We start from the raw sequence: 26,958 nt of genomic DNA on the forward strand, positions 1-26,958 counted from the left end.
CGTTAAAGCAACACTCCATGCTGCAGCGCTTCCCTTAGCGTTCAGCTCTCTCAAGGAGCCAAGGTTAATGGAGCTGTTCAGAATCGTATGGCGGGATTACCGCTGGCCCTTCGTGGCCGTGGTGGTGCTGAGTCTGGCCAGCGCTGGCCTGGGCATCGGGGTCATCGCCTTTATCAATCAGCGGATGCTGGGTGCCTTTCCCGACCCCTGGGGAGTCCTGCCGGAGTTCCTGGGCCTGATTGCGCTGTTGCTGGTGATCACCCTCGTCTCGCAGTTGGCGTTGACCACCTTGGGCCACCACTTCGTGTTTCGGCTACGGGGGCAGCTGATCAAGCGCATTCTGGATACCGATATCGAACGTATCGAGCAGATTGGCAGCGCGCGCTTGCTGGCTAGTCTGTCCACCGATGTGCGCTATATCACCGTGGCCTTCGTACGCTTGCCTGAGCTGGTGCAGGGCGGGGTACTGACCGCGGGCGCCTGCCTCTACCTGGGCTGGTTGTCGCCCTCGATACTGGGAGTGACGGCACTCTGGACCGCGGCCACCATCATCATTGGAATGCGCCTGGTCACCTGGGTCTACCAGCATATGGCCAAGTTGCGCGAGGTCGAAGATCGGCTCTATGCGGACTATCAGTCGGTGATCGAGGGGCGCAAGGAGCTGGCGCTCAATCGCGATCGGGCCAAGCGGCTGTATCGCGATGTCTATACGCCCAATGCCGATGCCTATCGACACCATATCGTCCGCGGCGACACCTACCATCTCAGTGCGATCAACTGGTTCAATATCATGATGCTGGGGGCCATCGGCGTGGTGTTCTTCCTGGCCAATGGCCTGGGTTGGGCGTCGGCGCAAGTGGCCACCACCTTCTCCCTGACGCTGCTGTTTCTGCGGGCGCCCTTGATCCAGGCCGTGGGCGCCTTGCCGACGCTGATCAACGCCCGGGTGGCCTTCGACAAGTTGAGCTCTCTGGCCCTGGCGGATTATCGCGATAGCTTCAATGACGACACTCGGCGTCACGACTGGCAGGAGATTGTCCTGGAGAAAGTGACCTATCGCTATCCTGAAGAGGAGGCGCGGCCGGGCTTCGCGATCGGGCCCATCGACCTGACCCTGCGGCGCGGCGAGGTGGTGTTTCTGATAGGCGGCAACGGTAGTGGCAAGTCGACCCTGGCACGGCTGCTGACCGGGCTCTATCAGCCTCAAAGCGGGTCCGTGCGGGTCGATGGCCGGGCGCTGCAGGAGGCGGACTGGGTGACCTATCGCCAGCACTTCTCGGCGATCTACACCGACCTGCACCTGTTCGACCGCCTGATGGGCCCAGGGGGCGAGCCCCCCGATGCGATGCTGATGGAGGAGTGGCTGGCCGCCCTGAGCATGCACAGCAAACTCGACTTCGAGGGCGAACGCGTCACCAATATCAATCTCTCCCAGGGACAGCGCAAGCGCCTGGCAATGCTGCTGGCGGTGGCCGAGCATCGCGATCTGCTGCTGCTCGACGAGTGGGCAGCGGACCAGGATCCGCAGTTCCGACGGGTCTTCTATCGTGAGCTGTTGCCGCGCCTCAGGGCGCTGGGCAAGACGCTGGTGGTGATCAGCCATGACGACCACTACTTCGACCAGGCCGACCGCCTGCTGGAGATGCGCGGCGGGCAGCTCCATGAGCTGACCGGGGAGGAGCGCAAAGCCGCCAGTCGCGATGCAGTGGCCAGGGTGGATCATTAGGCGCCGGTGTAAGACCGGTACGTTAAGCGAATCAGAGAGTCGCTATCCGGCTATGGATGCTTCGGGCAGGGCGTCCACCAGGAGTTCGGCGAAGCGCTGTGCCGAGGGCAGGGCGCCGAAGCTCCAGGTCGGTGGCAGGGTAATATAGGTGCCGCCGCGTAGGCTGATTAAATGCTGCCATAGCGCACTGCGGCGGAGCTTCTCCTCGACGCCGGTGGGGTAGGGCTCAACCACCACGAGTTGCGCGTCGAGCGCCATCAGTTGTTCGAGGCCCGCCAGGCTGAAGCCCCAGGCGTTGGTTTCCTCCTGCCAGGCATTCTCCAGTCCTAGCTGATCCAGCACCGCTTGGAATAGACCGTTCTCACCGAAGACCCGCACGTGCCGATCATCCATGAACTGGATAATCAGCAGTGGGGGCATGCCGGCTGGCAGCCGTTGGCGCAGCGTCTCGAGGCGCGTGGCGGTCTCTTCGATCAGGCTGTCGGCCGCCGCGGTGCGGCCGGTCATTTCGCCCAGCGCGCGGGTCAGCGTGACCGCCTCCTCCCAGGTGTCGTGGCCGGGCGTATAGAGGTGGAAGGTGTCGACCTGACCGATCCCGCTCAAGCGTGGCACCAGGTTGGCGAACATCGGCGAGAGGAGGATATGCGTAGGCGCCAGATGCGCCAGCAGTTCGGTATTGGGCTGCGAGCGCAGCCCTAGATCGATCACCTGATCGTTCAGGCGTGGCTCACCGACCCACTCGTGGTAGGCGTCGGTCTGGGCGACACCGTGGGGAGAGGCATCGATCGCCACCAGGGTCTCGGCCAGGGTCCAGTCGATGCTGGCGATGCCGTGTGCGGAGGCGTCCAGGGCAAGTCCTGTGAGGAGCAGAGCAAGGCCCCGCTTTATATAGCGTGAGCAGCGGGAAGGGGCGTCAGGCATGGTGCGGATATGGCTTTCGCAGGAGTGTATGAGGTTCGAGTTGTTGGAGTGAGACCGCTTGCCAGACCCAGGTGGCCTTGGCCGGAGCGTCGAGATCGGCGCAGGTGTCGAAGCGCTGAAGGATGCGCTGTACGCACTCCACGGCCAGAGTGCCCTGGTCAGTGGCCGTTTGCCATTCCGCGATCAACCGAGATCGAGACGCCTCGGGATCGGATGGCGGGGAAACCGACACGCTGGGGTAGAGGCTGCGTTCGGCCAGCCACTCCAGCGCGGCGACTTGAGCGCACTGCTGCACGGGGCTGAGTCGTGAGTCGCCGCGATAACAGGGCAGGTAGGGACGATCGGCCATCTCGCTTTCGAGTAGCGGCAGCACATCCTCCTCGCCGATGCGGCCGTACTTGCGCAGGGTGGGAAAGACCACGGCACTGGCTGCCAGGCGACAGCCGCCCAAGTGGGTGCTTTCCCACACCTCGAAGGGCAGGTCGCGCTCCGCTACTGCTGCGCCCAGGGCCTTGTAGGCGGCATAGCCAAATTTTGCACAGCACTTGTCCTTCTTGCCGTGGGTACAGCACAGCAATAGCGGGACGGCGGGCGCGGCCCTCTCCCAATGCGCGAGCGGTTCATCCCGCTGTAGCGCTGCCAGTAAATCCGGTAGTTCGTCGCGCGATACTTCGTAGCGAAGATTCTCCGGCATCAGGTAGAGGCAGTGGCTTTCGCTGGGCTGGTCACGCCGATGAATCAGGTTGACCCGTCGCCCCGCCTCGGCAACGGCCTCGAGCCGTGTCGACACCTCGGCGGACATGTCGCTGGCCTGACGTAGGCTGCGTTGCCATTTCGGCCGTGGCCAGCTGAGTAGCAGGTTGCGCTCGGCGTGGGCAGCGCTGCCTGCCAGCGGGTCGCCCTGCGCAAGGCTCTCCTGGGCACAGAAACGATGGGGGGCAGTCATGCCGGTAGCTCCTCCTTGTGCCTGGCTGAGGAGATAGCGCTGCTGAGGGCCGGGATGCAGACCGGGCGGCCGGTACTGGGGGCATTGATCACCTCGGCATCGAGATCGAATACCTGCTTCAGGTTCGCCGCGGTAAAGACCGCCTCCGGTGAGCCGCTATGCTCGATGCGTCCGTTGCGCATCATCACCAGCACGTCGGCATGGGCTGCGGCCAGGTTGAGGTCATGCAGCACCACCAGCAGGGTGCGCCCACGATCGTGGGCCAGCCGTACCAGCAGCTCCAGCAGGTCGACTTGAACCTTGAGATCGAGAAAGGTGGTCGGCTCGTCGAGCAGGATGAGGTCGGTGTCTTGGGCCAGCACCATGGCGATCCAGCAGCGTTGGCGCTGGCCACCGGAAAGGGCGTCCACCGGACGCTTGGCAAGGTCCGCGACCCGTGCCACGGCCATGGCCTCCGTTACCGCCTGTTCGTCCTGCCTCGACCATTGCCGCCACAGCCGCTGATGGGGGAAACGCCCCATGCCGACCAGCTCGCGTACCGTCATGCCCTCTGGCGCCGTAGGGCTCTGGGGCAGGATGCCCAGGCGATGAGCGACTTCACGGGTGCGGTAGCGGTGAATCTCCTGGCCGTCGAGCAGCACGCGGCCCCGCTGTGGCGTCAGCGTGCGAGCCAGTGTCTTCAGCAGCGTGGATTTTCCGCAGCCGTTAGGGCCCAGCAGTACCGTGAGACGCCCTTCGGCAACACGGAAATCGATGTTCTCGAGGACCTGGTGGTCCTCGTAGCCGGCGGTCAGGCCTTCACCCAGTAGGCGGCAGGCTTGGGAGCGAGAAGTATCCATTGGCGATGTCACAGCTTGGGATGCAGGCGACGAGTATAAGCATTTCTCATTCTCGATGCGACGTATTACATATAATTACCAAATGCTTTTGATAACTATTTGTATTTAGAGGTTGGCTGTGCCAGCCTGGCGGCATCGTCCAGGTTCGCCCCCCTGCAACTCATGGGGCGTAGGGAAGAGAGGAATGTCATCCAAGGGAATGTCATCCAAGGATAGTGCCGCGCGTCGAGTGCTTGTGACCGTGCTGCTGGGAACCTTTACCGTCAGTCTCAATAACAGCGCCTTGAATCTGGCGATCCCCGAGTTGATGCGTGTGTTCGACGCCGCCGCCATTCAGGTGAGCTGGGTCATGACCCTGTTCCTGGTGGCGATGGGTATGACCATGCCGCTGACTGGCTTTCTTGCCAGGCGCTGGGGGACGCGGCGTTTCTATCTATTGGGGCTGTGGCTATTCCTGTTCGCTTCCCTGCAGGGAGCGCTGGCGGCGAGCCTGGCCTGGGTGCTGGTGGCACGCGCCCTGCAGGGTGTAGCTGCCGGCCTGATGATACCGCTCTCGCTGCCGTTGATTTTTGCCGCTTGGCCTGCTGAACAACGGGGGCGGGTGGTAGGGATCTGGGGCTTTGCCGTGATGATCGCGCCAGCCATCGGGCCTAGCGTCGGCGGGCTGCTGCTGGAGGTGAGTTCCTGGCAGGCCCTGTTCCTGATGAATTTGCCCGTCGCGGTCCTGGCGTTGGCAGGCGGTCATTTCTGCCTCGAAGGGGGGGAGTGCGACCGCGAGCGTCGTTTCGACCTGCCCGGCTTCGTGCTGGTGGCCCTGGGAGTCGGTGGGGTGCTTGTCGCCCTGGCCGGCATGGCGTCTCCTGCCGATCTCCTCGACGCCGCGCATTGGGGGCCATTGGGTCTCGGAGTGGCGTTGCTGATCGCCTTTGTCAGGGTTGAACGACGTGCCTTGCACCCGTTGCTTGAACTCTGCCTGTTTGCCATCTCTCCTTTTCGCGCCAGCGTGCTCATTGCCTGCGCTCAGGCCATCACTACCTTCGGGTGTCTGTTGTTGATTCCGATCTGGATGCAGCGTGTTCAGGGCTACGACGCCCTCACGACCGGCCTGATGTTCCTGCCCACCGCGCTGATGGCGGCTGTCTGCTCGCCCTGGGCCGGCCGTCTGGTCGATGGCTGCTGGGCGCGTCAGGTAGTAACGGGAGGCCTGCTGGTGTCGGCGGTGGCGCTGGTAGGTCTTGCCGTGCTGGGAGATGAGGCACCCCTCTGGCTGATCGGCGTGTTGATGGCGTCACGCGGGGTCGGGCTCGGCTTCGGCTACCTACCGGCAACCACGATCGGGCTCAACGCAGTGGGTGATGCTCATATCGCCCAGGCCTCGGCAATGAACAATCTGGCCCGACGACTCGCTTCGGCGCTGGGCATTGCCCTCCTGGCCCTGCATCACGACCTGCGTACATTGCAGTTCGCCGCCGAGGGTGCTGCCCATGAAGCGGCCGTCCTGGCGGCGTTGGGTGAGGCCTTTTTCATCCTGGCTGCTCTGGTTCTCGTGGTGACGCCCTTGGCGTTGTCGCTTCCCTCCACCCGCCATGAGGTAACGCCAGCTCATGATCCATGTAGAGCTACCCAAATTTCCCGCAAGTGAGCGGGAGGCAAGTCAGTCGATGATGCCGACGCCACACACGACCTGCCCCTCCTATGGCAGCCATCTTCAGGCCAAGCAAGCCACCCTGCGTGCGCTGCTCAACAGCTACCTGCGAGAGACAGGATGCCACGATCCACGTCATGGCGAGAGCTGCCTGGCGACATCACTGCTCGATGTCGGTGAGCCGTTCTGCCTGAGGTTGCCCGCAGGCGAGCTGATCGGCACGCTGCGAGACTTCTCTCTGTCGGGACAGCATCGCTATGGTGCGGCGTTCTACCTTCGCGATGATCAGGGAAGCGTGGTGCCACTCGACATGCAGGACATCATTCAGCGGCTGCTGGAGTCGCTGAGTGAGCCGGCGATCGACAATACCCACGAGCTGCGGCTGTGGGACATGCGCGACAAGATCAACAACAGCTTTACCCGTATGGCGGCGCATCTCGACGACTTTCATCACCGCCATGGCCGCGCGGCGACTGAGGCGTTGGATTTCATCGCCGCCGAACAGTCGCTCTACCTCGGCCATCCGTTCCACCCCTTCCCCAAATGCTCCCAGGGCGCTGAGCGCCGCGCCTTCGACGGCTTCAGCCCGGAGCGAGGTGCCCGCTTCCAACTGCACTACCTGGCCGTGCGCCGCGATCTGCTGGTGGAGGCATGGCTCGACGGTCCTGACGATGGGCTGGCGGACAGCGTGCTGGAGGTGGCCCGGCAACGACTCGGCGGACGTCACGCCGACTATCTCCTGCTCCCCATGCATCCCTGGCAGGCGGGCTACTTGCTGCATCAGCCGGACATCCGCTTGCTGCTGGAGGATGAGCTTCTCGTCGATCTCGGCGCTCTGGGGCCGCTGGCCTATCCCACCTCCTCGACGCGCTCGGTATGGGTGCCGGAGACTGGCCAGGGCTACAAGCTGCCTCTGCAAGTGCGCATCACCAACCTGATTCGCGAGAATACCCTCGAGCAATCGCGCCGAACTCTGGACGCCGCGAGGCTTATCCAACACCTGCGTGGTGAGCTGCAGAGCGATGTCTTCCGAGTCGTGATGGAAACCGGCTATCGCACCCTGGATCCCGAGCACCCGGCCCTGGCCGGCCACCGTGCGGCTGCCTTTACGGTGATCTACCGGCCCATGCCCAGCGAGGCGCAGCATGCCTGCGTGCTCGCCTCGCTGCTGGAACCCTACCCCGGGGAGGCGGAACCCAAGCTGGTGGCGGCGATTCGCCATGGCGCAGGCGGCGAGGTGGACCTGGAGCGCTGGTTCGCAGCCTATCTGGAAATCTCGCTGGTGCCGATTCTCGAAGTCCTGGTGCGCACCGGCGTCAGCTTCGAGGCTCACCTGCAGAACAGTCTGCTGCGCCTGGAGCGGGGCTGGCCCGCCACGCTATATGTACGCGACCTGGAGGGGGTGAGCCTGGACCGTGAGCAGATCAGCCGCCTGCCGGCGTGGTCTTCGCTTGGCATCGCGGCGGACAGCCCGCTGCTCTACTCGCCAGAGGTCGCCTGGCGGCGCACGCAGTACTACTTCTTCGTCAACCACCTCGGGGGTGTGGTGAACGCCCTGGCAACGCATCTCGATGTCGACGAAGGGCGCTTCTGGCGCCAAGCGGGCACCTGCCTGGTGCGCCTGCGCGAGCTAGGCAACCCGCGCCTAGCGGCCTACGCCGAAGACCTGTTGCAGGCTGACCACTTGCCGGCCAAGGCCAATCTGCTCAGCTGCTTCCGGCAGCGGGGGGCAAGCCCGCTGTTCGTCGATATCGTCAATCCCATCAAACGAGCTGGATGACCACATGGAAGCGATCCTACGACCCACGCAAGCAAGCGTCGACCTTGGGCAAATACCATCGTCGCCGGAGTATGTGCGCGTACAGCAACGGGTGCTGCGCCAGTTCATCCAAGGCCTGCTGTTCGAAGCGGTTCTGCCAGTCGTCGAGGAGGCGGCCGGGCCGGGTGAGACGTGCGCGTTCTCGCTGATAGGGCGCGACGACTACGGGCATGAGGTGCGCTATACCGCCTGGGGCGCGCGCAAGGCCAGCTTCGGCCGGGTGCGACTGGCGAAGCGCCCCGTCCAGCGCCATGATGCGGACGGTCATCGTCAGGAGGCGACCCTGTCCGGCTTCATGGCCGAGGTGATGGCCTTGGTGGTTCCCGCAGAGCGCCTACCCCACCTGCTGAAAGAGCTGCAGCAGACCCTGCTCAAGGATACCCAGTCACGAATATTGCGCGGCATGCCAACCACCCCGGACCTGACTTGGGACCATGATGCCTGGGAAGGGTGGCTGCAGGAGGGGCATCCCTATCACCCGAGCTACAAGTCGCGGCTTGGCTTTTCGCTCGCCGACAACGCGGCCTATGGCCCCGAGTTCCGTCAGGACGTCCGGCCGGTCTGGCTGGCCGTGGACCTTGGGCACTGCAGGGTCTCGCTGTCGGTTTCGTTGAACCACGCTGCTTTCCTGCGCGATGAGCTGGGCGAAGCGACGCTGGCGCGCTTCCGGCGCCTGCTCGTTGCGGCGGTACGACGCCCCCAGGACTATGTGTTCCTGCCGGTGCATCCCTGGCAGTGGAACCACATTATCCTGCCCACCTTCCAGGCCGAGCTGGCCGATGGGCGCCTCTGTTACCTGGGCATGGGGGACGACGCCTACCTGGCCCAGCAGTCGATCCGCACCCTGGTCAATGCCAGCCGGCCTCGGCGCGCCAGCCTCAAGCTTGCGCTGAGCATCGTCAACACCTCCACCAGCCGCATCCTGGCTGCCCACACCGTAGAGAACAGCGCGCGTATCAGCGACTGGTTGCATGACCTGGTGGCGCGTGATGATACGGCGCGCGAGTGCGGTGTGGTCATTCTGCGTGAGGTGCTGGGGGTGGCCTATGATGCCTCGCGCCTGGCCGAACCGCAGCGCAGCCTGGCCTACGGTACCCTGGGCGCCGTGTGGCGCGAGAGTCTGCACCGCTACCTGCAGCCGGGGGAGCGCGCGCTGGCCTTCAATGGATTGACCCAACTCGCCGCCACGGGGACACCGATGCTCGATGGTTGGGTGCGGCACTACGGGGTGGCGGCCTGGACCCGGCGGCTGCTCGAGGTCACGGTGACACCGCTGATTCACCTGCTCTATGCCCATGGCATCGGCCTGGAGTCGCATGGCCAGAATATCCTGCTGATCCACCGCGATGGCTGGCCCGAGCGCATCGCGCTCAAGGATTTCCACGATGGGGTGCGCTACAGCCCGGCACTTCTGGCCGAGCCAGAGCGAGCCCCCTGCCTGGTAGCGGAGCCGGCCAGCCATGCCGCCGTCAACCGCAACTCCTATATCCAGACCGAGAGTGCCGACGAAGTGCGTGATTTCACCTACGACGCCTTCGTATTCATTGCCCTCACCGAACTCTGCTTGTGCCTGGAGCAGTACTACGAGCTGCCCGAGGCCAGCTTCTGGGAGATGACTGCCGCCGTCATCCTGGATTATCAGGTGGCACACCAGGCGCTGGAGCCGCGCTTTGCGCTGTTCGACCTGTTCGCGCCGACGGTGAGCATCGAGGAGCTGACCAAGCGAAGGCTGTTTGGCGACGCCGAGAAGCGCTTCGCGACCCGCGACAATCCGCTGTATCCGTACCGGCCAGGCGCCTGAGGAGGGGTGATGTTAACGCCCAATGAACTGAAGCGCCGGCTGGCGCGCGGCGAGACGGTGCTCGGCCTGTTCGCCTCGATTCCCACGGCAGTGACCGTCGAGATGATCGGCCAGGCCGGCTTCGATTTCGTCATCCTCGATACCGAGCACACCTTGGTGAACCCTGAGACCCTGGAGCACATGCTGCGCGCCGCGGAGCTTGCCGGGCTCACCGCCCTGGTGCGGGTGTCGCGCCCCGACCCGGCCAGCGTGGTACCGCTGCTCGATGGCGGTGCCCGGGGGATAGTGCTGGCCGACGTGCGCAGCTCCGAGCCCCTGTTGGCGCTCAACGAGTGCCTGCGCTTCCATCCCCTGGGGCGGCGCAGCATGAACACTGGTCGCCCGGGGCGCTTCGGTGCTGACGATCCGGTCGACTACCTGCAACGGGCCAATGACGAGCTGATGCTGGTGCCGATGATCGAGAGCCTGGAAGGGGTAGAGAACCTTGAGGCCATCCTGCGAGTACCCGGGGTGGACATGGTGCTCGAGGGCGCGGCGGACCTGTCGCAATCGCTGGGCTTGCCCTGGCAGACCGAATCGGCGCAGGTACGCGAGGCGCTGGATCGCATCCATGCCGCCTGTCGCTGCGCCGAGGTACCGTTCTGCGCCATTCCCCGCAGCGCCGCGCGGCGTGACTATTGGCGCGAGCGGGGCGTGCACGCCTTCGTGCTGGGGGATGAACGCGGTACCGCCTTTCGTGCCCTGCAAGCGAAGCTGACTCCCTATCGTGAGGAGGCGAGCCCATGACCAGTGTGGTCAAGATATTGCCTCGGGCGCCCTGGAACCCGCCTTCCGAAGCGGTCAGGCGTTGCCTGGCGGCACTCGGCGAGCCGGCTCCCGAGGGCGCGCGCGAGCCTGTCTGTGCCTTTGTCTATGACCTGACGGCACTGCGCGAGCACGTTCGCGCGATGCTGGCGGGGCTGCCGCAGTCCTGCCGGCTCTATTATGCGGTCAAGGCCAACCCCGACCGGCGCCTGATCGAAACACTGGCACCCTTGGTCGCGGGCTTCGAGGCTGCCTCGATCGGCGAGATTCGCCGTATCCGCGAGGTCAGCGACTCCGTACGAGTGATCTTCGGCGGCCCCGGCAAGAAGGATACGGAGCTCGAGGAGGCACTCACCCTCGGCGTTGAGCGCATTCACGTCGAGAGCCTGCACGAACTGCGCCGGCTCAACCTGATCGCCGAGCGTCGTGGCAGGGTGGTGCCGATCCTGTTGCGGGTGAACCTGCACGATGCACTGCCCGAGGCTACTGTCACCATGGCCGGGCGGGCGACCCAGTTCGGCATCGATGAAGCGCAGGTGGAGGAGGTGATCGAGGAGGCCCAATGCAGCCCGGCGCTGCAGCTTGATGGATTCCACATGCACTCGATCTCCAACAATCTCGATGCGCGACTGCATGCACGGCTGGTGGCCACTTACCTCTCACGGGTGCGAGGCTGGGCTGAGCGCTTTGACTTGAAGATCCGTTGCCTCGATGCCGGTGGCGGCTTTGGCGTCTCCTATGACGAGCGCCCGGACTTCGACTGGGCGGCTTTCCTCGAGGCGCTGCGTCCTCAACTCGCTGCCGACCCACTGCCCGGGGCGGAGCTGTTGTTCGAGCCGGGGCGCTACATCGCGGCCTTCTGCGGCTACTACGTTGCCGAGGTTATCGATCTCAAGCAGAGCCATGGGCGCTACTTCGCCATCCTGCGTGGCGGTACGCATCACTTCCGCTTGCCCGCTTCCTGGCAGCACGACCACCCCTTCGAGGTGCTGCCATGCCACCTTTGGCCTTATCCCTTCCCACGCCCTGAACTCAACGGTCAGCGCGTGACTCTGGCCGGTGAACTATGCACGCCGAAGGACGTGCTGGCCCGCGAGGTGGCGGTGGGGCGGCTGAGGGTGGGGGATCTGGTGCTCTTCCACCGTGCCGGCGCATACGGCTGGACCATTTCACATCACGACTTCCTGGGCCATTCCCACCCTCGGCATCTCTACCTCGACGACAAGGAGCCTGTCTCATGATTCCCTTTTCCTCACCGCCCGATGCAGGCGTTGCCGAGGCAGGACGCCTCGCCGAGATACGCCTGATAGGCGATCTCGTCGACACGCTGCTTGCCGAGGGCTTTCTTGACGGTCAGAGCGTCGATTGGCCGGCGTCCGATGCGTTGCCTGCCGCCCTGGCCTGGCCGCGTGGGGTACAGTGTCTGCGCTGGTGGACGGCGCGCGAGGCGGGAGAGGTGGTGTTGATTGCGCTGCGTGGCGCGATTCTGCCGTCGTACCGGCATGTCGCGACAACCGGTGTGTTCGCGGCGAACTGTCGGGACGACGGCTATATCGTCGCCTGGAGGCGCCTGGCAGCGGTCGAGCTGCTTGAGCTTGTGGTGAAGCACTGTCTGAACGATACCCAGCGCCAACAGCCGGGGGTGGCCAACGTCCATCGGCTGTTGCTCACCACCCTGTGGCAGACTCGCCAGTCCATCGCCGAGGCGGCGCCGCTGGATATGCCACAGGTGCACACCGCAGCAGCGAGCCTGCGTATCCACGAGCGCCGTGCCGCGCTACGTGATCGGCCTTTTCATCCGCTGGCCAAGGCCAAGGAGGGGCTCGACGAGGCGGATCATCGTTGCTATGCGGCGGAGTTTTCCCAGCCGATCCGCATGCGTTGGCTGGCCATGCGGCGAGACTGTCTGACGGCCGGGAGCAGGGCGGCGGCCGGGGCCTTGGAGCCGGTGGATCTGCTGCTGAGTGCCGCGGCGCGCAGCGAGCTGGAAGAGGAGATGGAAAGGCGTGGCTTGGACCCTCGTCGCTACCTGGCGCTGCCGGTGCATCCCTGGCAGTTCGAGCACGGTTTGCCGCGCCATCTCGCTGCCATGCTGGCGGCACAGGAAGGCGTGGCGCTGACAACGGCTGTTGGCGACTTTACGGCAACATCGTCGCTGCGCTCGCTGGCACCGCTGGACGAGAGCCGCTTCCATCTCAAGCTGCCGATGGCGGTTTTCTCGCTGGGCGCCGCTCGCTATCTGCCGGCGGTCAAGCTGATCAACGGGGAGCGTGGTCAGACGCTGCTCGAACAGGCCAAAGCGCGGGATCCGGAACTCCAGGCGCGGCTGTACCTTTGCGATGAGCGTCGCTGGTGGTCCTACCTGCCTCAGGGCGGTGGTCTGTTCGACGATCCGCCCCGCCATTTGGGGGCACTGGCGCGGGAGTATCCGGCTGCACTGTTGGATGACCCGGCGGTGCGCCTGGTACCGATGGCGGCACTGGGCGTATCGAGCGCCCAGATGGAGCGTGCCGGAGAGCATCCCTTCGATGCATGGCGGCGGCAGCGCGGCTGGTGCGACACCGAGGCGGCGGTGATCGCCCTGTTCGGCGAAGTGTGCGAGACACTCTTCGATATCTCGCTGCGCCTCTACCGCCTGGGGCTGATGCCCGAGATTCATGGCCAGAACGCTGTGTTGGTATGCCGCGACGGTCGTCCCGAAGGGATGCTGCTGCGCGATCACGACTCGGTGCGCCTGCATCTTCCGTGGCTCGACCGCCATGGCATCGATGATCCTCAATACCGTATTCGCCCAGGCTATGCGAACAGCCTTTACAACGACACTCCAGAGGACTTGCTGTTCTACCTCCAGACCCTGGGCATCCAGGTCAACCTGCTGGCCATCGTCGAGAGCCTGACGCGGCATCATGCTCACCTTGGCCTGGCAGAGGCGCGGCTATGGCAGGAGATACATGTCCGCCTGGAGGCGCGAATTGCGTCGCTGCCGTTTGATACCGCGCAGCGACGTACCCTGCATGCCGTGCTGTTCGAAGCGTCGCGTTGGCCGCTGAAGTGCGTGCTGCGACCGCTGTTCGAACAGCAGGGTGTGCCTGGCAGCATGCCTTCGGGCAAGTCGAGTCTGCCCAACCCGTTCCACGCGGCAATGCTGGGCAGCCGGGGGCGGGAAGGTGCGTGCGTTGTCGGGGCTGAACCTGTATAAAGGGGCCGACTTTCGAAATGACGAATGATTCTCATGCTCTTCTTGTGCGCCTGCCGCCGCGTCATCACCTTGCTGCTGACGGGATGCCTGACCGTGATGGCTCATGCCGAGACGACACGCAGCGTCGGACACGCCTTGGGTGAGGCACGCATCGAGGGCCAGCCCCAGCGTATCGTGACGCTCTACCAGGGGGCCACGGATACCGCGCTGGCGCTGGGGCTCGAGCCGGTGGGGGTGGTCGAGTCGTGGCTCGAGCCCCCCATGTATCGCTACCTGCGCGACGAGCTGTCCGCGGAAGTGCGCTACCTGGGGCTGGAGACCCAGCCGGACCTGGAGGCGGTGGCGGGGCTCGCGCCCGACCTGATTGTTGGCGCCCGCTACCGCCATGCCGGGGTCTACCCGCTGCTGTCGCGTATCGCGCCTACGCTGATTGCCGATAGTGCCCATGATTTCGAGACCATGCTCGAGCTTATGGGCGAGGCCACTGGTCGCGAGGCCGAGGCCCGGGCGCTGCTCGCCGGCTGGCGGGTTCGTGTGGCCGACTTTCGCTGCCGTGTCGAGGCCCGGCTGGGCGATGCCTGGCCTCAGCGGGTCTCGGTGGTCAGCTTCCGCGGTGACCACGTGCGTCTCTACTACGATGGCTTTGCCCGAAGCGTCCTCGATCAGTTGGGATTTCTGCGTCCGGCAGGCCAACAGGGCAGCGGCTGGGGCATCAAGCTGGTCAGCCGTGAAACCCTGCCGGCCCTGGATGCCGATGCGATCTTCGTGTTCATGCGCGACGATGCGGCGGTGGCCGAGCTGCATCGCGAGTGGACGGCACACCCACTGTGGCATCGTCTCGAGGCGGTCGAGCGGGAGCGGGTCTATTACGTTGATCCGGTGATCTGGAGCATGGGCGCCGGCATCCTGGCCGCCCATCGGCTACTCGACGAACTCTATGATCACTACGAGCTGGACGATAGCGTGCGCCAAGGAGAAGGTGCGCCATGCTGACGACCCCCTCAGCCAGGTTGCTTGGGCTGATTGCCGGGGCGCTGTTGGCGCTTGCCGCCGGCTTGGCCAGCCTGGCACTGGGCGCCACTGCGATGGCCCCGGCCACCCTGGTGGAGGCCTTTCTCGCGCCCGACCCGGGGTCGGTGCAGCACCTGATCCTGCGTACCGAACGTCTGCCACGCGCGCTGATCGCTGCCGTGGTGGGGGCCAGCCTGGCGGTGGCCGGCGCCTTGATGCAGACCTTGACGCGCAACGCCCTGGCGGCACCGAGCATCCTCGGCATCAACGCCGGTGCCATGTGCTTCGTGGTGGTGGCGAGCAGTGTCTTCGCCCTGCGCTCCCCCTTGGCGCTGGCCTGGGTGGCCTTCCTCGGCGCCCTGGTAGCGGCACTGTTGGTCGCGCTGCTGGGGCGAGGGCGCGATGGCATCTTCTCGCCGGTGCGGGTGGTACTGGGCGGAGTGGCGGTCACGGCCTTGTTCGTCTCGCTGGCCCAGGGGCTCTTGATCGTCGACCAGGAGGGCTTCGAGAGCCTGCTGCTGTGGCTGGCGGGCTCGGTGGCGGGGCGTAGCCTGGACATGCTGCTGCCGCTGCTACCGTTCTTCATGGCCGCCGCTGCTGTCTGCCTGCTGCTGGTGCGTCAGCTCAACCTGCTGGTGCTGGACGACGAGGTGGTCAAGGGATTGGGCCAGCGCACCGGTCGGGTCAGGCTACTGGCGGGGGCGGTTGTCATCGTGCTGGCGGGAAGTTCAGTGGCGTTGGCCGGGATGATCGGCTTCGTCGGACTGATCGTGCCGCACATGGTGCGTGCCCTGTTCGGCCGCGACCATCGCTGGGTGCTGCCCGGCTGTGCCCTGCTAGGTGCCGGCCTGTTGCTGGGGGCCGATACTCTGGCGCGCTTCCTGATGCCGCCCCAGGAGGTGCCGGTGGGAGTAATGACGGCGCTGCTCGGCACCCCATTCTTTCTCTATCTCGCTCGCCGCCGGAGCCTGGCTCCATGAGCCATCCCGTTGTCGTGCGCACGGCCAATGGGAGATTCTCCCTGCGCCTGGAGCGCCGCCCCCTGGTGGTGACGCTGCTGCTGACCCTGGCGCTCGTGGCCAGTGCCCTGGCCTCGCTAAGCCTGGGCAGCCAGGCCACGTCGCTGGGGGCGGTGCTGGAGGCGCTGCTGTGGCCTGGGCGCAGCGATATCGCCTTGATCGTCCACGAGATCCGTCTGCCCCGGCTTGTGCTGGCCATTCTTGTCGGTGCCTGCCTGGGCGTGGCTGGACTGCTGCTTCAGGGGCTGGTGCGCAATCCCCTGGCCTCACCGGACGTGATTGGCATTACCGGCGGCGCCTCGCTGGCGGCTGTCTGTTTCCTGGCGCTGGGCGGAACGGCGCTGGGGGACGCCTGGCTGCCGTTGGCGGCGCTGAGTGGTGCACTGCTGGTGGCGCTGGCCATCATCGCCTTGAACGGGCGCGTCGTGACGCCAGCTCGCCTGGTATTGATTGGCATCGGAATTGCCGCCGCGCTCGGAGCGGGGACCACTCTGGTGTTGGTGCTGAGCGCCGATACCACGGCCATGCAGGCCTATGTGTGGTTGACAGGAAGTCTCTACGCTGCCCAGTGGCGCGAAGTGGCGGGATTGGCACCTTGGGCATTGCTGGGGCTGCCATTGGCTTTGGCGTTGGCACGGCGTCTGGATGTACTGGCTCTCGGCGATGAACTGGCCGTGGGGCTGGGCACGGCGCTGCACGGCAGCCGCCTGGCCCTGCTGCTGCTGGCCGTGGCACTGGCGGGAGCAGCGGTAGCGTTCGCTGGCGGCTTGAGCTTCGTCGGTCTGCTCGCGCCACATATTGCTCGCCGGCTGGGGGTGCGTGGCCATACCGGCCTGGTGCCGGTCACCGCCCTGGTCGGCGCGCTGATCGTGTTGCATGCCGACCTGATGGGACGAATTGCTTTCCTGCCCCGGGACCTGCCGGCGGGTATCTTCGTCGCCGGTATCGGCGCGCCGTTTTTCGTCTATCTGCTGTATCGCTGGCGAAGCTGAGTGCCAGTCATCGATGACAAGGAGTCTTGCCCATGTTCGCTATTCGTCCCCGGGTGGCGGGCGCTTCGCCTGAGCTTTTGGCCCGCTATCGTGAGGTGGCAACCTCTACCCTAGGACACTTCACCGACTTCGGTGCGGTGACTGATCTTGCGCCGCTACGCCGTCCCACGCGGCTACTGGGTAATGCCCTGACGGTGCGTATTCCGCACCTCGATGGCAGCGTGATCCGCCAGGCATTGGAGATGGCGGAGACAGGGGACGTGCTGGTAATCGATGTTGCCGGCGACGAGCGTCGCGCCTGCTGGGGTGAGCTGCGGACCTATGCGGCCCTGCGCAAGGGACTGGCAGGCGTGGTGACGTCTGGACGGGTGACCGATACAGCCGAGCTGATACGGCTGGGATTGCCCATCTACTCACGCGGTGCGAGCCCGCTGACCACGCGATCTCTCAAGCTGGAAGGTGAGGTCAATCTGACGGTGGCCATTGATGGCGTGGCGATCTCTCCCGGTGACTTGATCGTCGGCGATGACGATGGCCTCTATGCGTTGACTCCCGAGCGCGCGGAGGCACTGCTGGCGCCCGCGCTCGACAAACAGGCACAGGAAGCGGCGCGCCGACAGGAGTTCATGGCTTCCAATCCCGAGTGGTGGCGCTGAGGAGAGGCAACAAAAAAACGGCACCCGAGGGTGCCGCAAGTAGTAAGCCAGGCCCCGAGGGGCGAGGAATCAAAAGTCCAGTTGATAGCCGAGGGTCAGGGTGCGTCCGCGGCCGGTGAAGTAGTACTCGTCGCTGATCCGCGCCGACTGGGAGTAATAGGTGATGTACTCCTTGTCGGTCAGGTTCTCGATGCCGAAGGAGAGCTTGCCGGCGGGCAAACGGTAGGCCAGCGAAGCATCGACCAAACCGTAGCCGTCGAACTCGAGTTCCGGGTCGTCGACGCTGCGGTCGAAGTAGTAGCTGGCCTGCAGGTGGGAGGAGAGCCGATCACTCCAGGCTGCACTCCAACCCAGGCGCAGCGTATCTGGAGCGATGTTGATCCCGGTCAGTTTGGTATCGACGCGGCCGTCGCCGCTGGTATCCGACTTGCCTTGGGCATGGGCATAGGAGAGGCGCAGGTCGTGTGCGTCGCCAAGGCGCATCTCGCCGGTGACCTCGACGCCTTGGATCTCAGTCCGCTCGCGGCTGCCAACGAAGGTGCCGTTCTCTTCGGTGAGTCGCTCGCCGTAATCGGAGTTGGATTCGTAGTAACTCAGCTCGAGGCCGTAACGCTCCCAGTCGAAGCGTGCCCCGATCTCGCGATTATCGGTGACGATGGGCTGGAGCTGCAGCAGGGTATCGATGTCCTGTCCGGGAGTGTCGATGCCGCGCAGTACCCGGCCCACATCGGGCATGCCGAACCCTTCGGAATAGTTGGCATAGAGCTGGGCCCAGTCGGTGACCTGGTAGACCAGCCCCAGGTTGTACAGGGTCTCATTGAAGCTCGGTGAGCCCCCCTCGACGCTGACATTGTCCTGAGTGACATTGCTGCGGTCGAGGGTCGAAAAGGTGTCGACATCGAGTTCGGCATATTCGTGCCGCACACCGGTATGCAGGCTCAGAGAATCGGTCAGGCTGATATCGCCCTGCACGAAGGCGGCGTAGTTGCGGAACCGTGTCTCCGGCACATAGGTGCGTTCGGTGTGGACCAGCATTTGGCGAGTCTCGTCCTGTAGCACGTCGATGCCGGTGGTCAGTTTCAGGCGGTCGTCGAGCAGGCCGTCGCGGCTGATGGTGAACTTGCCCCCCAGCTTGTCGGATTCGTTGCGGGTTTGGTCATAGCGAACGCTGCCCGTTCCATCCTGATAAGGAAAGAATGGCGTAGTGGCGAACTGGGCGCGGAAGCGCTGGCGATAGACCTGGGCATCCAGTGCATTGCCGTACCAGTCGGCATGCGAGTAGGCCAGCCGTGCCATGCTGACCCGGTTGTGACCAGGCTCACCCTCTGGGTTGCCACGGCGAGCAGTAGTGGGAATGCCGGCGCTGCGATCGCCTACCACGGGGACGTAATCGTCACCTTCTTCCAGGTCGAAATGGTTGAGAGAGAGTTCCAGGTTCTGGTCGTCGTCGATCCAGTAGCCGAACTTGCCGAACAGGTCGTGGCTGGTGGAGTTCTGCAGCTCCCCCGGATAGGCGATACCCACGATGTCGTCGTTGCCATCGAAAAACACCCCATGCTGTTGGCGGCTGATGGCGGTGAGATAATCCCAATCGCCGCTCTGGCCACTGAGGCGGTAGTTCAGCTTGTAACCCAGGCCTTCGGATCTGAAGTCATCATCGCTGGTAACGCTTATCCCCGCGTGCTGGTTGACCCCGTCGCCGTCGGCACGACGGGTGACGAAGTTGATCAAGCCGCCCGTGGCGCCCAGGCCGTGCTCGGCGCTGGCGCCGTGGATCACCTCGATGCGTTCGACCATCGACAGATCGATGGTATAGCTGTCGCGGGAACTGTCACGCAGGGGGTTGGATTGTGGGACCCCGTCGATCAAGAACAGCGGCGAGCGGCCGCGGAAGGTTTCACCGGCGTTGGAGAGCTTCTGGCGGCTCGGAGAATACGAGGGAATCAGGTTGCTGAGTACCTGGCCAGGGTCCTGGGTAATGGCAAGCTGCTGTTCGATCTGCTCGCGAGTGATGACAGTGACTTTCTGGGGTGTTTCGCCGGCTTGGCTGCGGTTGCGGGTGGCGGTTACCACCAGCGGCGATAGATCGGGCGAGGCGGTGGTCTCGTCATTGGCCTGGGCTAAGGCCAACCCCGGCAGGGCGGAACCGAGCATTACCGGAGCCAGCCAGGCGATATGCATCTTGTGGGTCATGGAAGGTCTTTCCCTTGCTTGGTGTTGGGCTGTCGAGGTGTCTCAGCGAAGACCATGCAGAGCTATGCTCCTCCGCTTAAACGATAATGGTTTGTATTTATTTTTTCAAACGACAATTAAGGGCATATAGACTTTTAATAATGTTTGCTATTCATTGCCACCGCACCAACTGAGGCGGTACGAGTCGCCCAGGTTTATCGGGATGTCAGAAGGCGTAGCTCACGCTACCCATCACCCCGCGCTCTGCACCGAAGTAGCAGTACTCCAGCGAGTTGCAGGCGGCGACGTACTCCTCGTTGGTAAGGTTGGTGACGTTGAGGCGTGCACTCAGGCCGTCGATGCCGAGCTGGCCCAGGTCGTAGCCGAGGGTGGCGTCGACCAGGGTGTAGGCCGGCAGCTTGGCGGTATTGGCGCGGTCGGCCTGGATGTCGGCGTAGTGACGTACACCGAGGCCGGCATCGAGCCCCTCGAGCCTGCCGCTGTCGACGGCGTAGTGCCCCCATAGGCTGGCCTGATGGCGCGGTGCGTAGATGGCCCGGTTGCCCTGGTTGCCGTCGTCGCTGCGCTTGTAGGTGATGTCGGTATAGCTGTAGCCCGCCTGCAGTCGAAAGCGATCGGTGATCTGGGTATAGGCCTCGAACTCCAGGCCCTGGGACTTGATCGCGCCTACGGCGCGGTAGGGGTCGGTAGGCTGCTCCTTGGTGGCGACGTTCTCCTGATTGATGCGGAACAGCGAGGCGCTGTAGCGATCCTGGCTGCCGGGCGGCTGGTATTTGAGGCCGGCTTCGAGCTGCTCGCCCTCCATGGGCGGCAGCAGGTCGCCCTCGGCATCGACGAAGCTGGTAGGGGTGAAGGCGGTGGAGTAGCTGAGGTAGGGGGCCAAGCCGCTGTCGAACAGGTAGAGCAGGCCGGCACGGCCGCTGAACTGGGTGTCGTCCAGCTCGCTGCGCTCGCCGCTGTCGAGGTTGGTGTTGGTGATGTCGACCCAGTCGTAGCGCCCGCCGAGGGTTAGCCGCCACTGGCCCATGGCCATCTGGTCCTGCAGGTAGACCCCGGTCTGGCGCAGCCGATGATCCTCCCGGGCGGAGGGGGACATGGCGGTGGGCTCGGCGCCGTACTGCGGGTCGAAGGCATCCAGGTTGGGGAAGGCGCCCGACGGCCAGTCGACGCGATTGTCGCGCTGCTGGTAGTCGACGCCCAGCAGCAGGGTGTGGTCGATGAAACTGCCGCTGAGGTCGGCTTCGAGCTGATTGTCGAGGGTCCAGGCCTCCAGTGACTCGTCGCCGCCTGAGTAGTAGCGGGTCAGTTCGCTGTCTGTGGCCCAGCCGAAGCCATAGACCTGATCCAGGACCACATCGGCGTTGAGATAGCGCAGCCGCTGGCGCGCCCGCCACTCATCGTTGACGTGGTGTTCCAGCTCGTAGCCGAGCATGCGCTGGGTGCGCTTGAATTTGTCGTACTCCTCTTCGCCGTCGAAGAAGTTGTTGGAGATGCGCCGGCCATTGCGGTCGATCACCGCGCCTTCATAGGGCACCCCGGAGTGGTAGCCGCCTTGCGGATCCTGCTGCAGATAGGCGTACAGCGTCAGGCTGGTGGCCTCGGTGGGGTCCCAGGTCAGGGAGGGGGCGATGGCGTAGCGCTCCTCCTCGACGGGGCCGAACTGGGTGTCGGCGGCGCTGGCGAGGCCAGTCAGGCGGTAGGCGACTCGGTTCTGGTCGCCGAGCGGTCCGGTGATGTCGAAGGCCGCGCTGCGCTGGTGGTTGTTGCCCAGCGAGAGGCGCAGCTCGCCGCCGGGTTCGAACTCGGGGCGCTTGCTGGTCAGGGCGACCACCCCACCGGGAGAGGCGCGGCCGTAGAGCACCGAGGCGGGCCCGCGCACCACCTCGATGCTGTCGAGGAACCACGGGTCGACGCTCATCGAGCTGTAGGAGTTGCTGTCGCCCATTACCTTCAAGCCGTCGAGGAAGGTGTTGCTCAGGCTACCGTCGGAGAAACCGCGCAGCACCAGGTAGTCGTAGCGGTTGGAGGCGCCGACCTGATTGCTGAATACCCCCGGTGTGTAGCGGGTAGCGCGCTGAACCGTGGGCGCGCCCTGGGTGTCCATGTCCTCGCGGCTGATCAACGACACCGCCTGGGGTGTCTCGACGAAGGGCGTGGTCACCTTGGTGGCGGCCTGTTGTGCGGTGACGGTGAGGGTGTCGAGGGCCTGTGCCTGCTCCCCGTCTTGGCCCCAGGCGCTGATGGCGGTCGCGCTGGCAAGCATGGCGATGGCGAGTGACAGTTGGTGCGGCTTGAACATGGCGGTGATGTCCCCTGGCGTAGTGATGCAATCGACTCGTTCTGGTAATGAGAATTATTACATCGCGAGGGGCGCGTGACCTTTGCGTCGTGCCAGAATGCTTATGCGCTATGCCAGAGAGCGGGTGAGGCGTCGCGGCGAGACACCGAAGTGGCGGCGAAAGGCGGTGGTGAAGTTGCTGGCGTGGCGGTAGCCGCAGCGCAAGGCGGTCTGCTGAACGCTCAGCCCTTGGGCCAGATACTCCTGGGCCAGAGTCAGCCGCCGTTCGCGCAGGCAGTCGAATACCGACTGGCCATAGGACTGGCGAAACTTGCTGCGCAGGCTGCTCGGGCTCATCGCCGCAAGGCGCGCCAGGTCCTCGAGCCGATAGGCCTCCATCGGCTGCTGCAGCAGGCGCTGGCGCACCGCTTCGAGGCGTGCCTGTTCGCGGGGTGAAAAATTCACCCGCTCGGGGGCATAGTGCCGAGGAGCATCGACAGGGCCGGCGTGCTGAGCGTGGGCGAGTAGCTGCAGCGCCAGCCCCTCCATCATCAGGCGGTGCGGGCCCGCCTGCCACTGCCCCTCCAGGGCGTACTCCAGTGAGCGCTGGAGGGGCTCGGGCAGGTGCCAGGCGGATGGCGTCGCCGCCGAGTCGAGCGCTAGTTGCGGTAGCGCTGCGGCCTCCTCCAGGCCCAGCGTCAGGGTGCGCAAGCGCTGGCCGGGCACCTGGCTGGCATGCAGGGCATGGGCCGGTCCGGTCAGCTGGGTGCTGCATGCCATCCCCGCGCGGAGGTGCAGGTCGGCGTCGCCCAGGCGCAGCCTAACGCCGCCCTCGAGCACGATCACCACCAGCAACCTGGCCGACTGCAGCGAGCTGGAGCCGTAGTGCTGGAGCACCTCGACGTCGGAGTGGGTCAGGCGCATGCCCGGGCGTAGCGTGAACTCTTCCACTCGACCCTGGACCACTGGCAGCGGCCCGCGGCGGGCGAAGTGGTAGGCGATCCCGAAGCGCTGCCCGTAATCGATAAAGTCGTCGCGAGAGTAGCGCTGGAGTGTGGAAGTTGGCATCTCGTGACAGGCCTCCTCGGTGAGAGAGGGGTATGGTAGTACAAAGGGTGAATGATGTTGATTCGTATTTTTATAGGGTGGGGCAACTGCCACTGCGAACCTGGCGAGGAGCTGCTTCAAGGGTGATAATATTGCTTGGCGCGGTTCGCGTTGGCCGGCCATTCTGAGCTAGCATAAGGGACCGCGGCAAAGCGCCGTATTTTTCGATTAGCAAAGGGAGGAGCTAGATATGCCTCATACACTGCCCGATTTGCCTTACGCTTACGACGCGCTGGAACCGCACATCGACGCGATGACCATGGAAATCCACCACTCGCGTCACCATCAGACCTACGTCAACAACCTCAATGCCGCCCTCGAAGGGACTGGCCTCGAGGAGATGCCGGTCGACGAGCTGATCGCCAGCCTCGACAAGCTCCCCGACGACAAGCGTCAGCCGGTGATCAACAACGGTGGCGGTCACTCCAACCACTCGATGTTCTGGAAAATGATGTCGCCCCAGGGCGGCGGAGCGCCCAAGGGCCAGGTGGCAGCTGCCATCGACGAGCAGCTGGGTGGCTTCGATGCCTTCAAGGACGCCTTCAAGAAGGCTGCCCTGGGACGCTTCGGTAGCGGCTGGGCCTGGCTCAGCGTGACCCCGGAGAAGAAGCTGGTGGTGGAAAACACCCTCAACCAGGACAGCCCGCTGATGCACGGCAACACGCCGGTGCTGGGTCTGGACGTGTGGGAGCACGCGTACTACCTGAAGTTCCAGAACAAGCGCCCCGACTACATCGAGGCGTTCTTCAACGTGGCCAACTGGGACGAAGCCGAGCGTCGCTATCAAGCGGCCATCGCCTAAGTACCGATCGGTGGCGTTAGCATGATCGCCGCGGCCAACTGGCCGCGGCGCTCTTTTGTCAGCGTCTTGCCTACCCTGGATCGCCGCCTTTCTTGATCTCCATTAAGGTCGCGCTTCTTCAAGCCGCTAGACTGGTCTCGCCAGTGCTGCCCCTTGCTGGGTGGCCCCCAGCGGCGGCCGCACCGCCTTTTCCCCGGCTACCCCATGCGGGGGTGATTTCGGTCGATAGATACTATATATTGATTTCTTCGTGGCAGACTTCACCAGATGTGGTGTATTCTAGGGACTGTCGGTTACGCGATACTTGACCTGTTTTGTAAGGGAATGATAACCATGAAGATTGAGATTTACAGCAAGCCCGCCTGCGTTCAGTGCACCGCCACCTACCGCGCGCTCGACAAGCAGGGGCTCGACTACGAGGTTATCGATCTTAGCCAGGACCCTGCCGCCCGCGAAACGGTAGAGGGCCTGGGTTACCGTCAGCTGCCGGTGGTGGTGGCCGGTGACGACCACTGGTCGGGCTTCCGTCCGGACCGCATTCAAGCCCTGGCGTAAATCGCCTCGAGGCTCGTCTCAGGAGGTTGCCATGTCGGCCGCACAAGCACAGCACGCAGCGCTCAGCGCTGCTCAGCCGCAAGGCGAGCTGGTCTATTTCTCGACCAAGTCGGGCAATACCCGGCGCTTCGTCGAGAAGCTTGGGTTGCCGGCACGGCGTATCCCACTGGGGCGCGATGAGCCTCCGCTGCGGGTCACCCAGCCCTATATTCTGATCACTCCGTCCTATGGCGGGGGTAGTACCCAGGGCGCGGTGCCCAAGCAGGTGATCCACTTCCTCAATGACCCGCACAACCGTGGGTTGATCCGAGGTGTGATCGCCGCCGGCAATACCAATTTCGGCGCCGCCTACGGCCTGGCCGGGCGCATCATCGCCGACAAGTGTGGCGTACCGCTGCTATATCGATTCGAACTGCTGGGCACCGAGGATGACGTGGCCAGGGTTCAACAGGGAGTAGACGCGTTTTGGAAACGACAGCCATGAGCGAGACCCATCGGCCCGCCGGCCAAGGCGAGGCGGCCCGCACGCTGGATTATCACTCCCTCAACGCCATGCTCAATCTGTATGGCCCCGAGGGTGAGCTGCAACTGGACAAGGACCGCGAAGCGGCGCGCCAGTATTTCCTGCAGCACGTCAATCAGAACACGGTGTTCTTCCACTCGCTGGAGGAGAAGCTCGACTACCTGATCGAGGAGAGCTACTACGAGCCCCAGGTACTCGAGCAGTACGACCGCGCCTTTATCAAGTCGCTGTTCGAGCAGGCGTACGCCTACAAGTTTCGTTTTCCGAGCTTCCTCGGCGCCTTCAAGTACTACACCAGCTATACGCTCAAGACCTTCGACGGCAAGCGCTATCTGGAACGCTACGAGGATCGCGTGTGCATGGTCGCGCTGGCGCTGGCCCGCGGCGACCAGACGCTGGCCCGGGCACTGGTCGACGAGATTATCAGCGGCCGCTTTCAGCCCGCCACGCCGACCTTCCTCAACTGCGGCAAGCGTCAGCGCGGCGAGCTGGTGTCGTGCTTCCTGCTGCGTATCGAGGACAATATGGAGTCCATCGGCCGCGCCATCAACTCGGCGCTGCAGCTCTCCAAGCGCGGCGGTGGGGTGGCCTTCCTGCTCAGCAATATTCGCGAGTTCGGCGCGCCGATCAAGCGTATCGAGAACCAGTCGTCGGGCATCATCCCGATCATGAAGCTGCTCGAGGACGCCTTCTCCTACGCCAACCAGCTGGGCGCGCGGCAGGGCGCCGGGGCGGTCTATCTCAACGCCCACCACCCGGACATCCTGCGTTTCCTCGACACCAAGCGCGAGAACGCCGACGAGAAGATCCGCATCAAGACGCTGTCGCTGGGCGTGACCATCCCCGATATCACCTTCGAGCTGGCCAAGCGTAACGAGGCGATGTACCTGTTCTCGCCCTACGACGTGGAGCGCGTCTACGGCGTGCCCTTCGGCGATATCAGCGTCACCGAGAAGTACCACGAGATGGTCGACGACCCGCGTATTCGCAAGTCGAAGATCAACGCTCGAGAGTTCTTCCAGATCCTCGCCGAGGTGCAGTTCGAGTCGGGCTACCCCTATGTGATGTTCGAGGACAACGTCAATCGCGCCAACCCCATCGCCGGGCGCATCAACATGAGCAACCTCTGCTCGGAGATCCTCCAGGTCAATACGCCGAGCCTCTACGACGACGACCTCGGCTACCGCCACACCGGTGAGGATATCTCCTGCAACCTGGGCTCGATGAACATCGCCAAGGTGATGGACGCCGGCGATATCGGCACCAGCGTCGAGATTGCCGTGCGCGGCCTGACCGCGGTCTCCGAGATGAGCCACCTCTCCTCGGTGCCGTCGATCGCCGAAGGCAACGCGCACTCCCGCGCGATTGGCCTGGGGCAGATGAACCTGCACGGCTTCCTGGCCCGCGAGCACATCCACTACGGCTCGGAAGAGGGGCTGGACTTCACCAACCTCTACTTCTACTGCGTGGTCTATCACGCCCTGCGCGCCTCTAACCGCCTGGCCATCGAGCGCGGCGAGGCCTTTGCCGGCTTCGCCGACTCCGACTACGCCAGCGGCGTGTTCTTCGACAAGTACACCGGGCGCGAGTGGCTGCCGCGTACCGAGAAGGTCCAGGGGCTGTTCGAGCGCGCCGGTATCGCCATCCCGAGCCGCGAGGAGTGGCTGTCGCTCAAGGCCTCGGTGATGGAGCACGGCCTCTACAATCGCAACCTGCAGGCGGTGCCGCCGACCGGCTCGATCTCCTATATCAACCACTCCACCTCGAGCATTCACCCGGTGGCGGCCAAGATCGAGATCCGCAAGGAGGGCAAGCTGGGCCGTGTCTACTACCCGGCACCATTCCTCGCCGACGACAACCTGGAGTACTACCAGGACGCCTACGAGATCGGGCCGGAGAAGATCATCGACACCTACGCCGAGGCCTCGCAGCACGTCGACCAGGGGCTGTCGCTGACGCTGTTCTTCCCCGACACGGCCACCACACGCGACATCAACAAGGCGCAGATCTACGCTTGGCGCAAGGGCATCAAGACGCTCTACTACGTGCGCCTGCGCCAGAGCGCCCTGGAAGGAACAGAAGTAGAGGGCTGCGTTTCCTGCAGCCTCTGACAAGCGAGCGA

Annotated in this window: 21 protein-coding genes; 15 read left to right on the forward strand and 6 right to left on the reverse strand. The window is 64.4% G+C overall.

From position 1 onward, the window contains the following. The first annotated feature begins 67 nt into the window (after positions 1–67). Positions 68–1,726, forward strand: coding sequence for a multidrug ABC transporter permease/ATP-binding protein (locus IEI94_RS03475; protein WP_191165588.1), 1,659 nt, complete (start codon positions 68–70; stop codon positions 1,724–1,726). Between the two features lie 42 nt (positions 1,727–1,768). On the opposite strand, the gene IEI94_RS03480 is transcribed toward IEI94_RS03475, so the two are convergent. The 3 genes from IEI94_RS03480 to IEI94_RS03490 are packed head-to-tail and all read right to left on the reverse strand — an operon-like array spanning position 1,769 to position 4,432. Continuing rightward, positions 1,769–2,647, reverse strand: a complete 879-nt coding sequence (locus tag IEI94_RS03480) for an ABC transporter substrate-binding protein (RefSeq protein ID WP_191165590.1) — start codon at positions 2,645–2,647, stop codon at positions 1,769–1,771. After that, positions 2,640–3,593 carry a sucrase ferredoxin gene (locus IEI94_RS03485; protein WP_191165592.1) on the reverse strand — a complete coding sequence of 318 codons (954 nt, stop codon included), beginning with the start codon at positions 3,591–3,593 and terminating at the stop codon, positions 2,640–2,642. Before IEI94_RS03485 ends, IEI94_RS03480 begins: the two co-directional genes overlap by 8 nt. After that, on the reverse strand, positions 3,590–4,432 hold the full coding sequence (locus IEI94_RS03490; protein WP_191165594.1) for an ABC transporter ATP-binding protein: 843 nt from the start codon (positions 4,430–4,432) through the stop codon (positions 3,590–3,592). Before IEI94_RS03490 ends, IEI94_RS03485 begins: the two co-directional genes overlap by 4 nt. 184 nt (positions 4,433–4,616) lie before the next feature. Here IEI94_RS03490 and IEI94_RS03495 point away from each other — a divergent pair, with 184 nt between their 5' ends. Genes IEI94_RS03495 through IEI94_RS03540 form a run of 10 tightly spaced genes read left to right on the forward strand, consistent with a single transcriptional unit; the run spans position 4,617 to position 17,378 of the window. Next, positions 4,617–6,074 carry a DHA2 family efflux MFS transporter permease subunit gene (locus IEI94_RS03495; protein WP_191165596.1) on the forward strand — a complete coding sequence of 486 codons (1,458 nt, stop codon included), beginning with the start codon at positions 4,617–4,619 and terminating at the stop codon, positions 6,072–6,074. Between the two features lie 19 nt (positions 6,075–6,093). Continuing rightward, positions 6,094–7,857: an IucA/IucC family protein gene (locus IEI94_RS03500; RefSeq protein WP_191165598.1), complete on the forward strand. Its 1,764-nt coding sequence runs from the start codon at positions 6,094–6,096 to the stop codon at positions 7,855–7,857. 4 nt (positions 7,858–7,861) lie between these two features. Continuing rightward, complete coding sequence (locus tag IEI94_RS03505) at positions 7,862–9,697, forward strand: IucA/IucC family protein (protein ID WP_191165600.1); 1,836 nt, start codon at positions 7,862–7,864, stop codon at positions 9,695–9,697. A gap of 9 nt (positions 9,698–9,706) precedes the next feature. Next, the gene (locus IEI94_RS03510; protein WP_191165602.1) at positions 9,707–10,483 is read left to right on the forward strand and encodes an HpcH/HpaI aldolase family protein; all 777 of its coding nucleotides are present in this window, start codon (positions 9,707–9,709) and stop codon (positions 10,481–10,483) included. Next, positions 10,480–11,742, forward strand: coding sequence for a type III PLP-dependent enzyme (locus IEI94_RS03515; protein ID WP_191165604.1), 1,263 nt, complete (start codon positions 10,480–10,482; stop codon positions 11,740–11,742). The genes IEI94_RS03510 and IEI94_RS03515 overlap by 4 nt, the downstream gene beginning before the upstream one ends. Then, positions 11,739–13,700 (forward strand): IucA/IucC family protein, encoded by a 1,962-nt coding sequence (locus IEI94_RS03520; protein WP_191165606.1) that lies wholly within the window; start codon positions 11,739–11,741, stop codon positions 13,698–13,700. Before IEI94_RS03515 ends, IEI94_RS03520 begins: the two co-directional genes overlap by 4 nt. Before the next feature lie 33 nt (positions 13,701–13,733). Further along, positions 13,734–14,693, forward strand: coding sequence for an ABC transporter substrate-binding protein (locus IEI94_RS03525; protein WP_191165607.1), 960 nt, complete (start codon positions 13,734–13,736; stop codon positions 14,691–14,693). After that, positions 14,687–15,691: a FecCD family ABC transporter permease gene (locus IEI94_RS03530; RefSeq protein WP_191165609.1), complete on the forward strand. Its 1,005-nt coding sequence runs from the start codon at positions 14,687–14,689 to the stop codon at positions 15,689–15,691. Before IEI94_RS03525 ends, IEI94_RS03530 begins: the two co-directional genes overlap by 7 nt. Next, complete coding sequence (locus IEI94_RS03535) at positions 15,688–16,722, forward strand: FecCD family ABC transporter permease (RefSeq protein WP_191165611.1); 1,035 nt, start codon at positions 15,688–15,690, stop codon at positions 16,720–16,722. Before IEI94_RS03530 ends, IEI94_RS03535 begins: the two co-directional genes overlap by 4 nt. A 32-nt stretch (positions 16,723–16,754) precedes the next feature. Then, positions 16,755–17,378 (forward strand): RraA family protein, encoded by a 624-nt coding sequence (locus tag IEI94_RS03540; RefSeq protein ID WP_191165613.1) that lies wholly within the window; start codon positions 16,755–16,757, stop codon positions 17,376–17,378. A gap of 69 nt (positions 17,379–17,447) precedes the next feature. Here the strand turns inward: IEI94_RS03540 and IEI94_RS03545 are convergent, their stop codons facing one another. The 3 genes from IEI94_RS03545 to IEI94_RS03555 form a co-directional block, all read right to left on the reverse strand. Then, positions 17,448–19,571 (reverse strand): TonB-dependent receptor, encoded by a 2,124-nt coding sequence (locus IEI94_RS03545; protein ID WP_191165615.1) that lies wholly within the window; start codon positions 19,569–19,571, stop codon positions 17,448–17,450. 205 nt (positions 19,572–19,776) lie between these two features. Beyond that, positions 19,777–21,870 carry a TonB-dependent siderophore receptor gene (locus tag IEI94_RS03550; RefSeq protein ID WP_191165617.1) on the reverse strand — a complete coding sequence of 698 codons (2,094 nt, stop codon included), beginning with the start codon at positions 21,868–21,870 and terminating at the stop codon, positions 19,777–19,779. A 108-nt stretch (positions 21,871–21,978) separates the two neighbouring features. Next, entirely contained in the window at positions 21,979–22,917 is a 939-nt protein-coding gene (locus IEI94_RS03555) for a helix-turn-helix transcriptional regulator (RefSeq protein WP_191165619.1), read from the reverse strand. A 229-nt stretch (positions 22,918–23,146) separates the two neighbouring features. Here IEI94_RS03555 and IEI94_RS03560 point away from each other — a divergent pair, with 229 nt between their 5' ends. The 4 genes from IEI94_RS03560 to nrdE all read left to right on the forward strand — a co-directional run bounded on the left by IEI94_RS03560 (position 23,147) and on the right by nrdE (position 26,947). Next, positions 23,147–23,758 (forward strand): superoxide dismutase, encoded by a 612-nt coding sequence (locus tag IEI94_RS03560; protein ID WP_191165621.1) that lies wholly within the window; start codon positions 23,147–23,149, stop codon positions 23,756–23,758. A 333-nt stretch (positions 23,759–24,091) separates the two neighbouring features. Further along, a complete protein-coding gene (gene nrdH / locus IEI94_RS03565; protein WP_191165623.1) occupies positions 24,092–24,313 on the forward strand; it encodes a glutaredoxin-like protein NrdH in 222 nt (73 codons plus the stop codon). 31 nt (positions 24,314–24,344) lie between these two features. Beyond that, positions 24,345–24,797: a class Ib ribonucleoside-diphosphate reductase assembly flavoprotein NrdI gene (gene nrdI, locus IEI94_RS03570; protein ID WP_191165625.1), complete on the forward strand. Its 453-nt coding sequence runs from the start codon at positions 24,345–24,347 to the stop codon at positions 24,795–24,797. Beyond that, positions 24,794–26,947: a class 1b ribonucleoside-diphosphate reductase subunit alpha gene (gene nrdE / locus IEI94_RS03575; protein WP_191165627.1), complete on the forward strand. Its 2,154-nt coding sequence runs from the start codon at positions 24,794–24,796 to the stop codon at positions 26,945–26,947. Before nrdI ends, nrdE begins: the two co-directional genes overlap by 4 nt. Positions 26,948–26,958: the final 11 nt, after the last annotated feature.

It is taken from the genome of Halomonas sp. ML-15 (assembly GCF_014779595.1).
GTDB lineage: Bacteria > Pseudomonadota > Gammaproteobacteria > Pseudomonadales > Halomonadaceae > Franzmannia.

Excerpts from the sequence above, each read along its gene's own strand:
- IEI94_RS03475 (WP_191165588.1), top strand. The coding sequence starts at position 68 with ATGGAGCTGTTCAGAATCGTATGGCGGGATTACCGCTGGCCCTTCGTG.
- IEI94_RS03480 (WP_191165590.1), bottom strand. The coding sequence starts at position 2,647 with ATGCCTGACGCCCCTTCCCGCTGCTCACGCTATATAAAGCGGGGCCTT.
- IEI94_RS03485 (WP_191165592.1), bottom strand. The coding sequence starts at position 3,593 with ATGACTGCCCCCCATCGTTTCTGTGCCCAGGAGAGCCTTGCGCAGGGC.
- IEI94_RS03490 (WP_191165594.1), bottom strand. The coding sequence starts at position 4,432 with ATGGATACTTCTCGCTCCCAAGCCTGCCGCCTACTGGGTGAAGGCCTG.
- IEI94_RS03495 (WP_191165596.1), top strand. The coding sequence starts at position 4,617 with ATGTCATCCAAGGGAATGTCATCCAAGGATAGTGCCGCGCGTCGAGTG.
- IEI94_RS03500 (WP_191165598.1), top strand. The coding sequence starts at position 6,094 with ATGATGCCGACGCCACACACGACCTGCCCCTCCTATGGCAGCCATCTT.
- IEI94_RS03505 (WP_191165600.1), top strand. The coding sequence starts at position 7,862 with ATGGAAGCGATCCTACGACCCACGCAAGCAAGCGTCGACCTTGGGCAA.
- IEI94_RS03510 (WP_191165602.1), top strand. The coding sequence starts at position 9,707 with ATGTTAACGCCCAATGAACTGAAGCGCCGGCTGGCGCGCGGCGAGACG.
- IEI94_RS03515 (WP_191165604.1), top strand. The coding sequence starts at position 10,480 with ATGACCAGTGTGGTCAAGATATTGCCTCGGGCGCCCTGGAACCCGCCT.
- IEI94_RS03520 (WP_191165606.1), top strand. The coding sequence starts at position 11,739 with ATGATTCCCTTTTCCTCACCGCCCGATGCAGGCGTTGCCGAGGCAGGA.
- IEI94_RS03525 (WP_191165607.1), top strand. The coding sequence starts at position 13,734 with ATGCTCTTCTTGTGCGCCTGCCGCCGCGTCATCACCTTGCTGCTGACG.
- IEI94_RS03530 (WP_191165609.1), top strand. The coding sequence starts at position 14,687 with ATGCTGACGACCCCCTCAGCCAGGTTGCTTGGGCTGATTGCCGGGGCG.
- IEI94_RS03535 (WP_191165611.1), top strand. The coding sequence starts at position 15,688 with ATGAGCCATCCCGTTGTCGTGCGCACGGCCAATGGGAGATTCTCCCTG.
- IEI94_RS03540 (WP_191165613.1), top strand. The coding sequence starts at position 16,755 with ATGTTCGCTATTCGTCCCCGGGTGGCGGGCGCTTCGCCTGAGCTTTTG.
- IEI94_RS03545 (WP_191165615.1), bottom strand. The coding sequence starts at position 19,571 with ATGACCCACAAGATGCATATCGCCTGGCTGGCTCCGGTAATGCTCGGT.
- IEI94_RS03550 (WP_191165617.1), bottom strand. The coding sequence starts at position 21,870 with ATGTTCAAGCCGCACCAACTGTCACTCGCCATCGCCATGCTTGCCAGC.
- IEI94_RS03555 (WP_191165619.1), bottom strand. The coding sequence starts at position 22,917 with ATGCCAACTTCCACACTCCAGCGCTACTCTCGCGACGACTTTATCGAT.
- IEI94_RS03560 (WP_191165621.1), top strand. The coding sequence starts at position 23,147 with ATGCCTCATACACTGCCCGATTTGCCTTACGCTTACGACGCGCTGGAA.
- nrdH (WP_191165623.1), top strand. The coding sequence starts at position 24,092 with ATGAAGATTGAGATTTACAGCAAGCCCGCCTGCGTTCAGTGCACCGCC.
- nrdI (WP_191165625.1), top strand. The coding sequence starts at position 24,345 with ATGTCGGCCGCACAAGCACAGCACGCAGCGCTCAGCGCTGCTCAGCCG.
- nrdE (WP_191165627.1), top strand. The coding sequence starts at position 24,794 with ATGAGCGAGACCCATCGGCCCGCCGGCCAAGGCGAGGCGGCCCGCACG.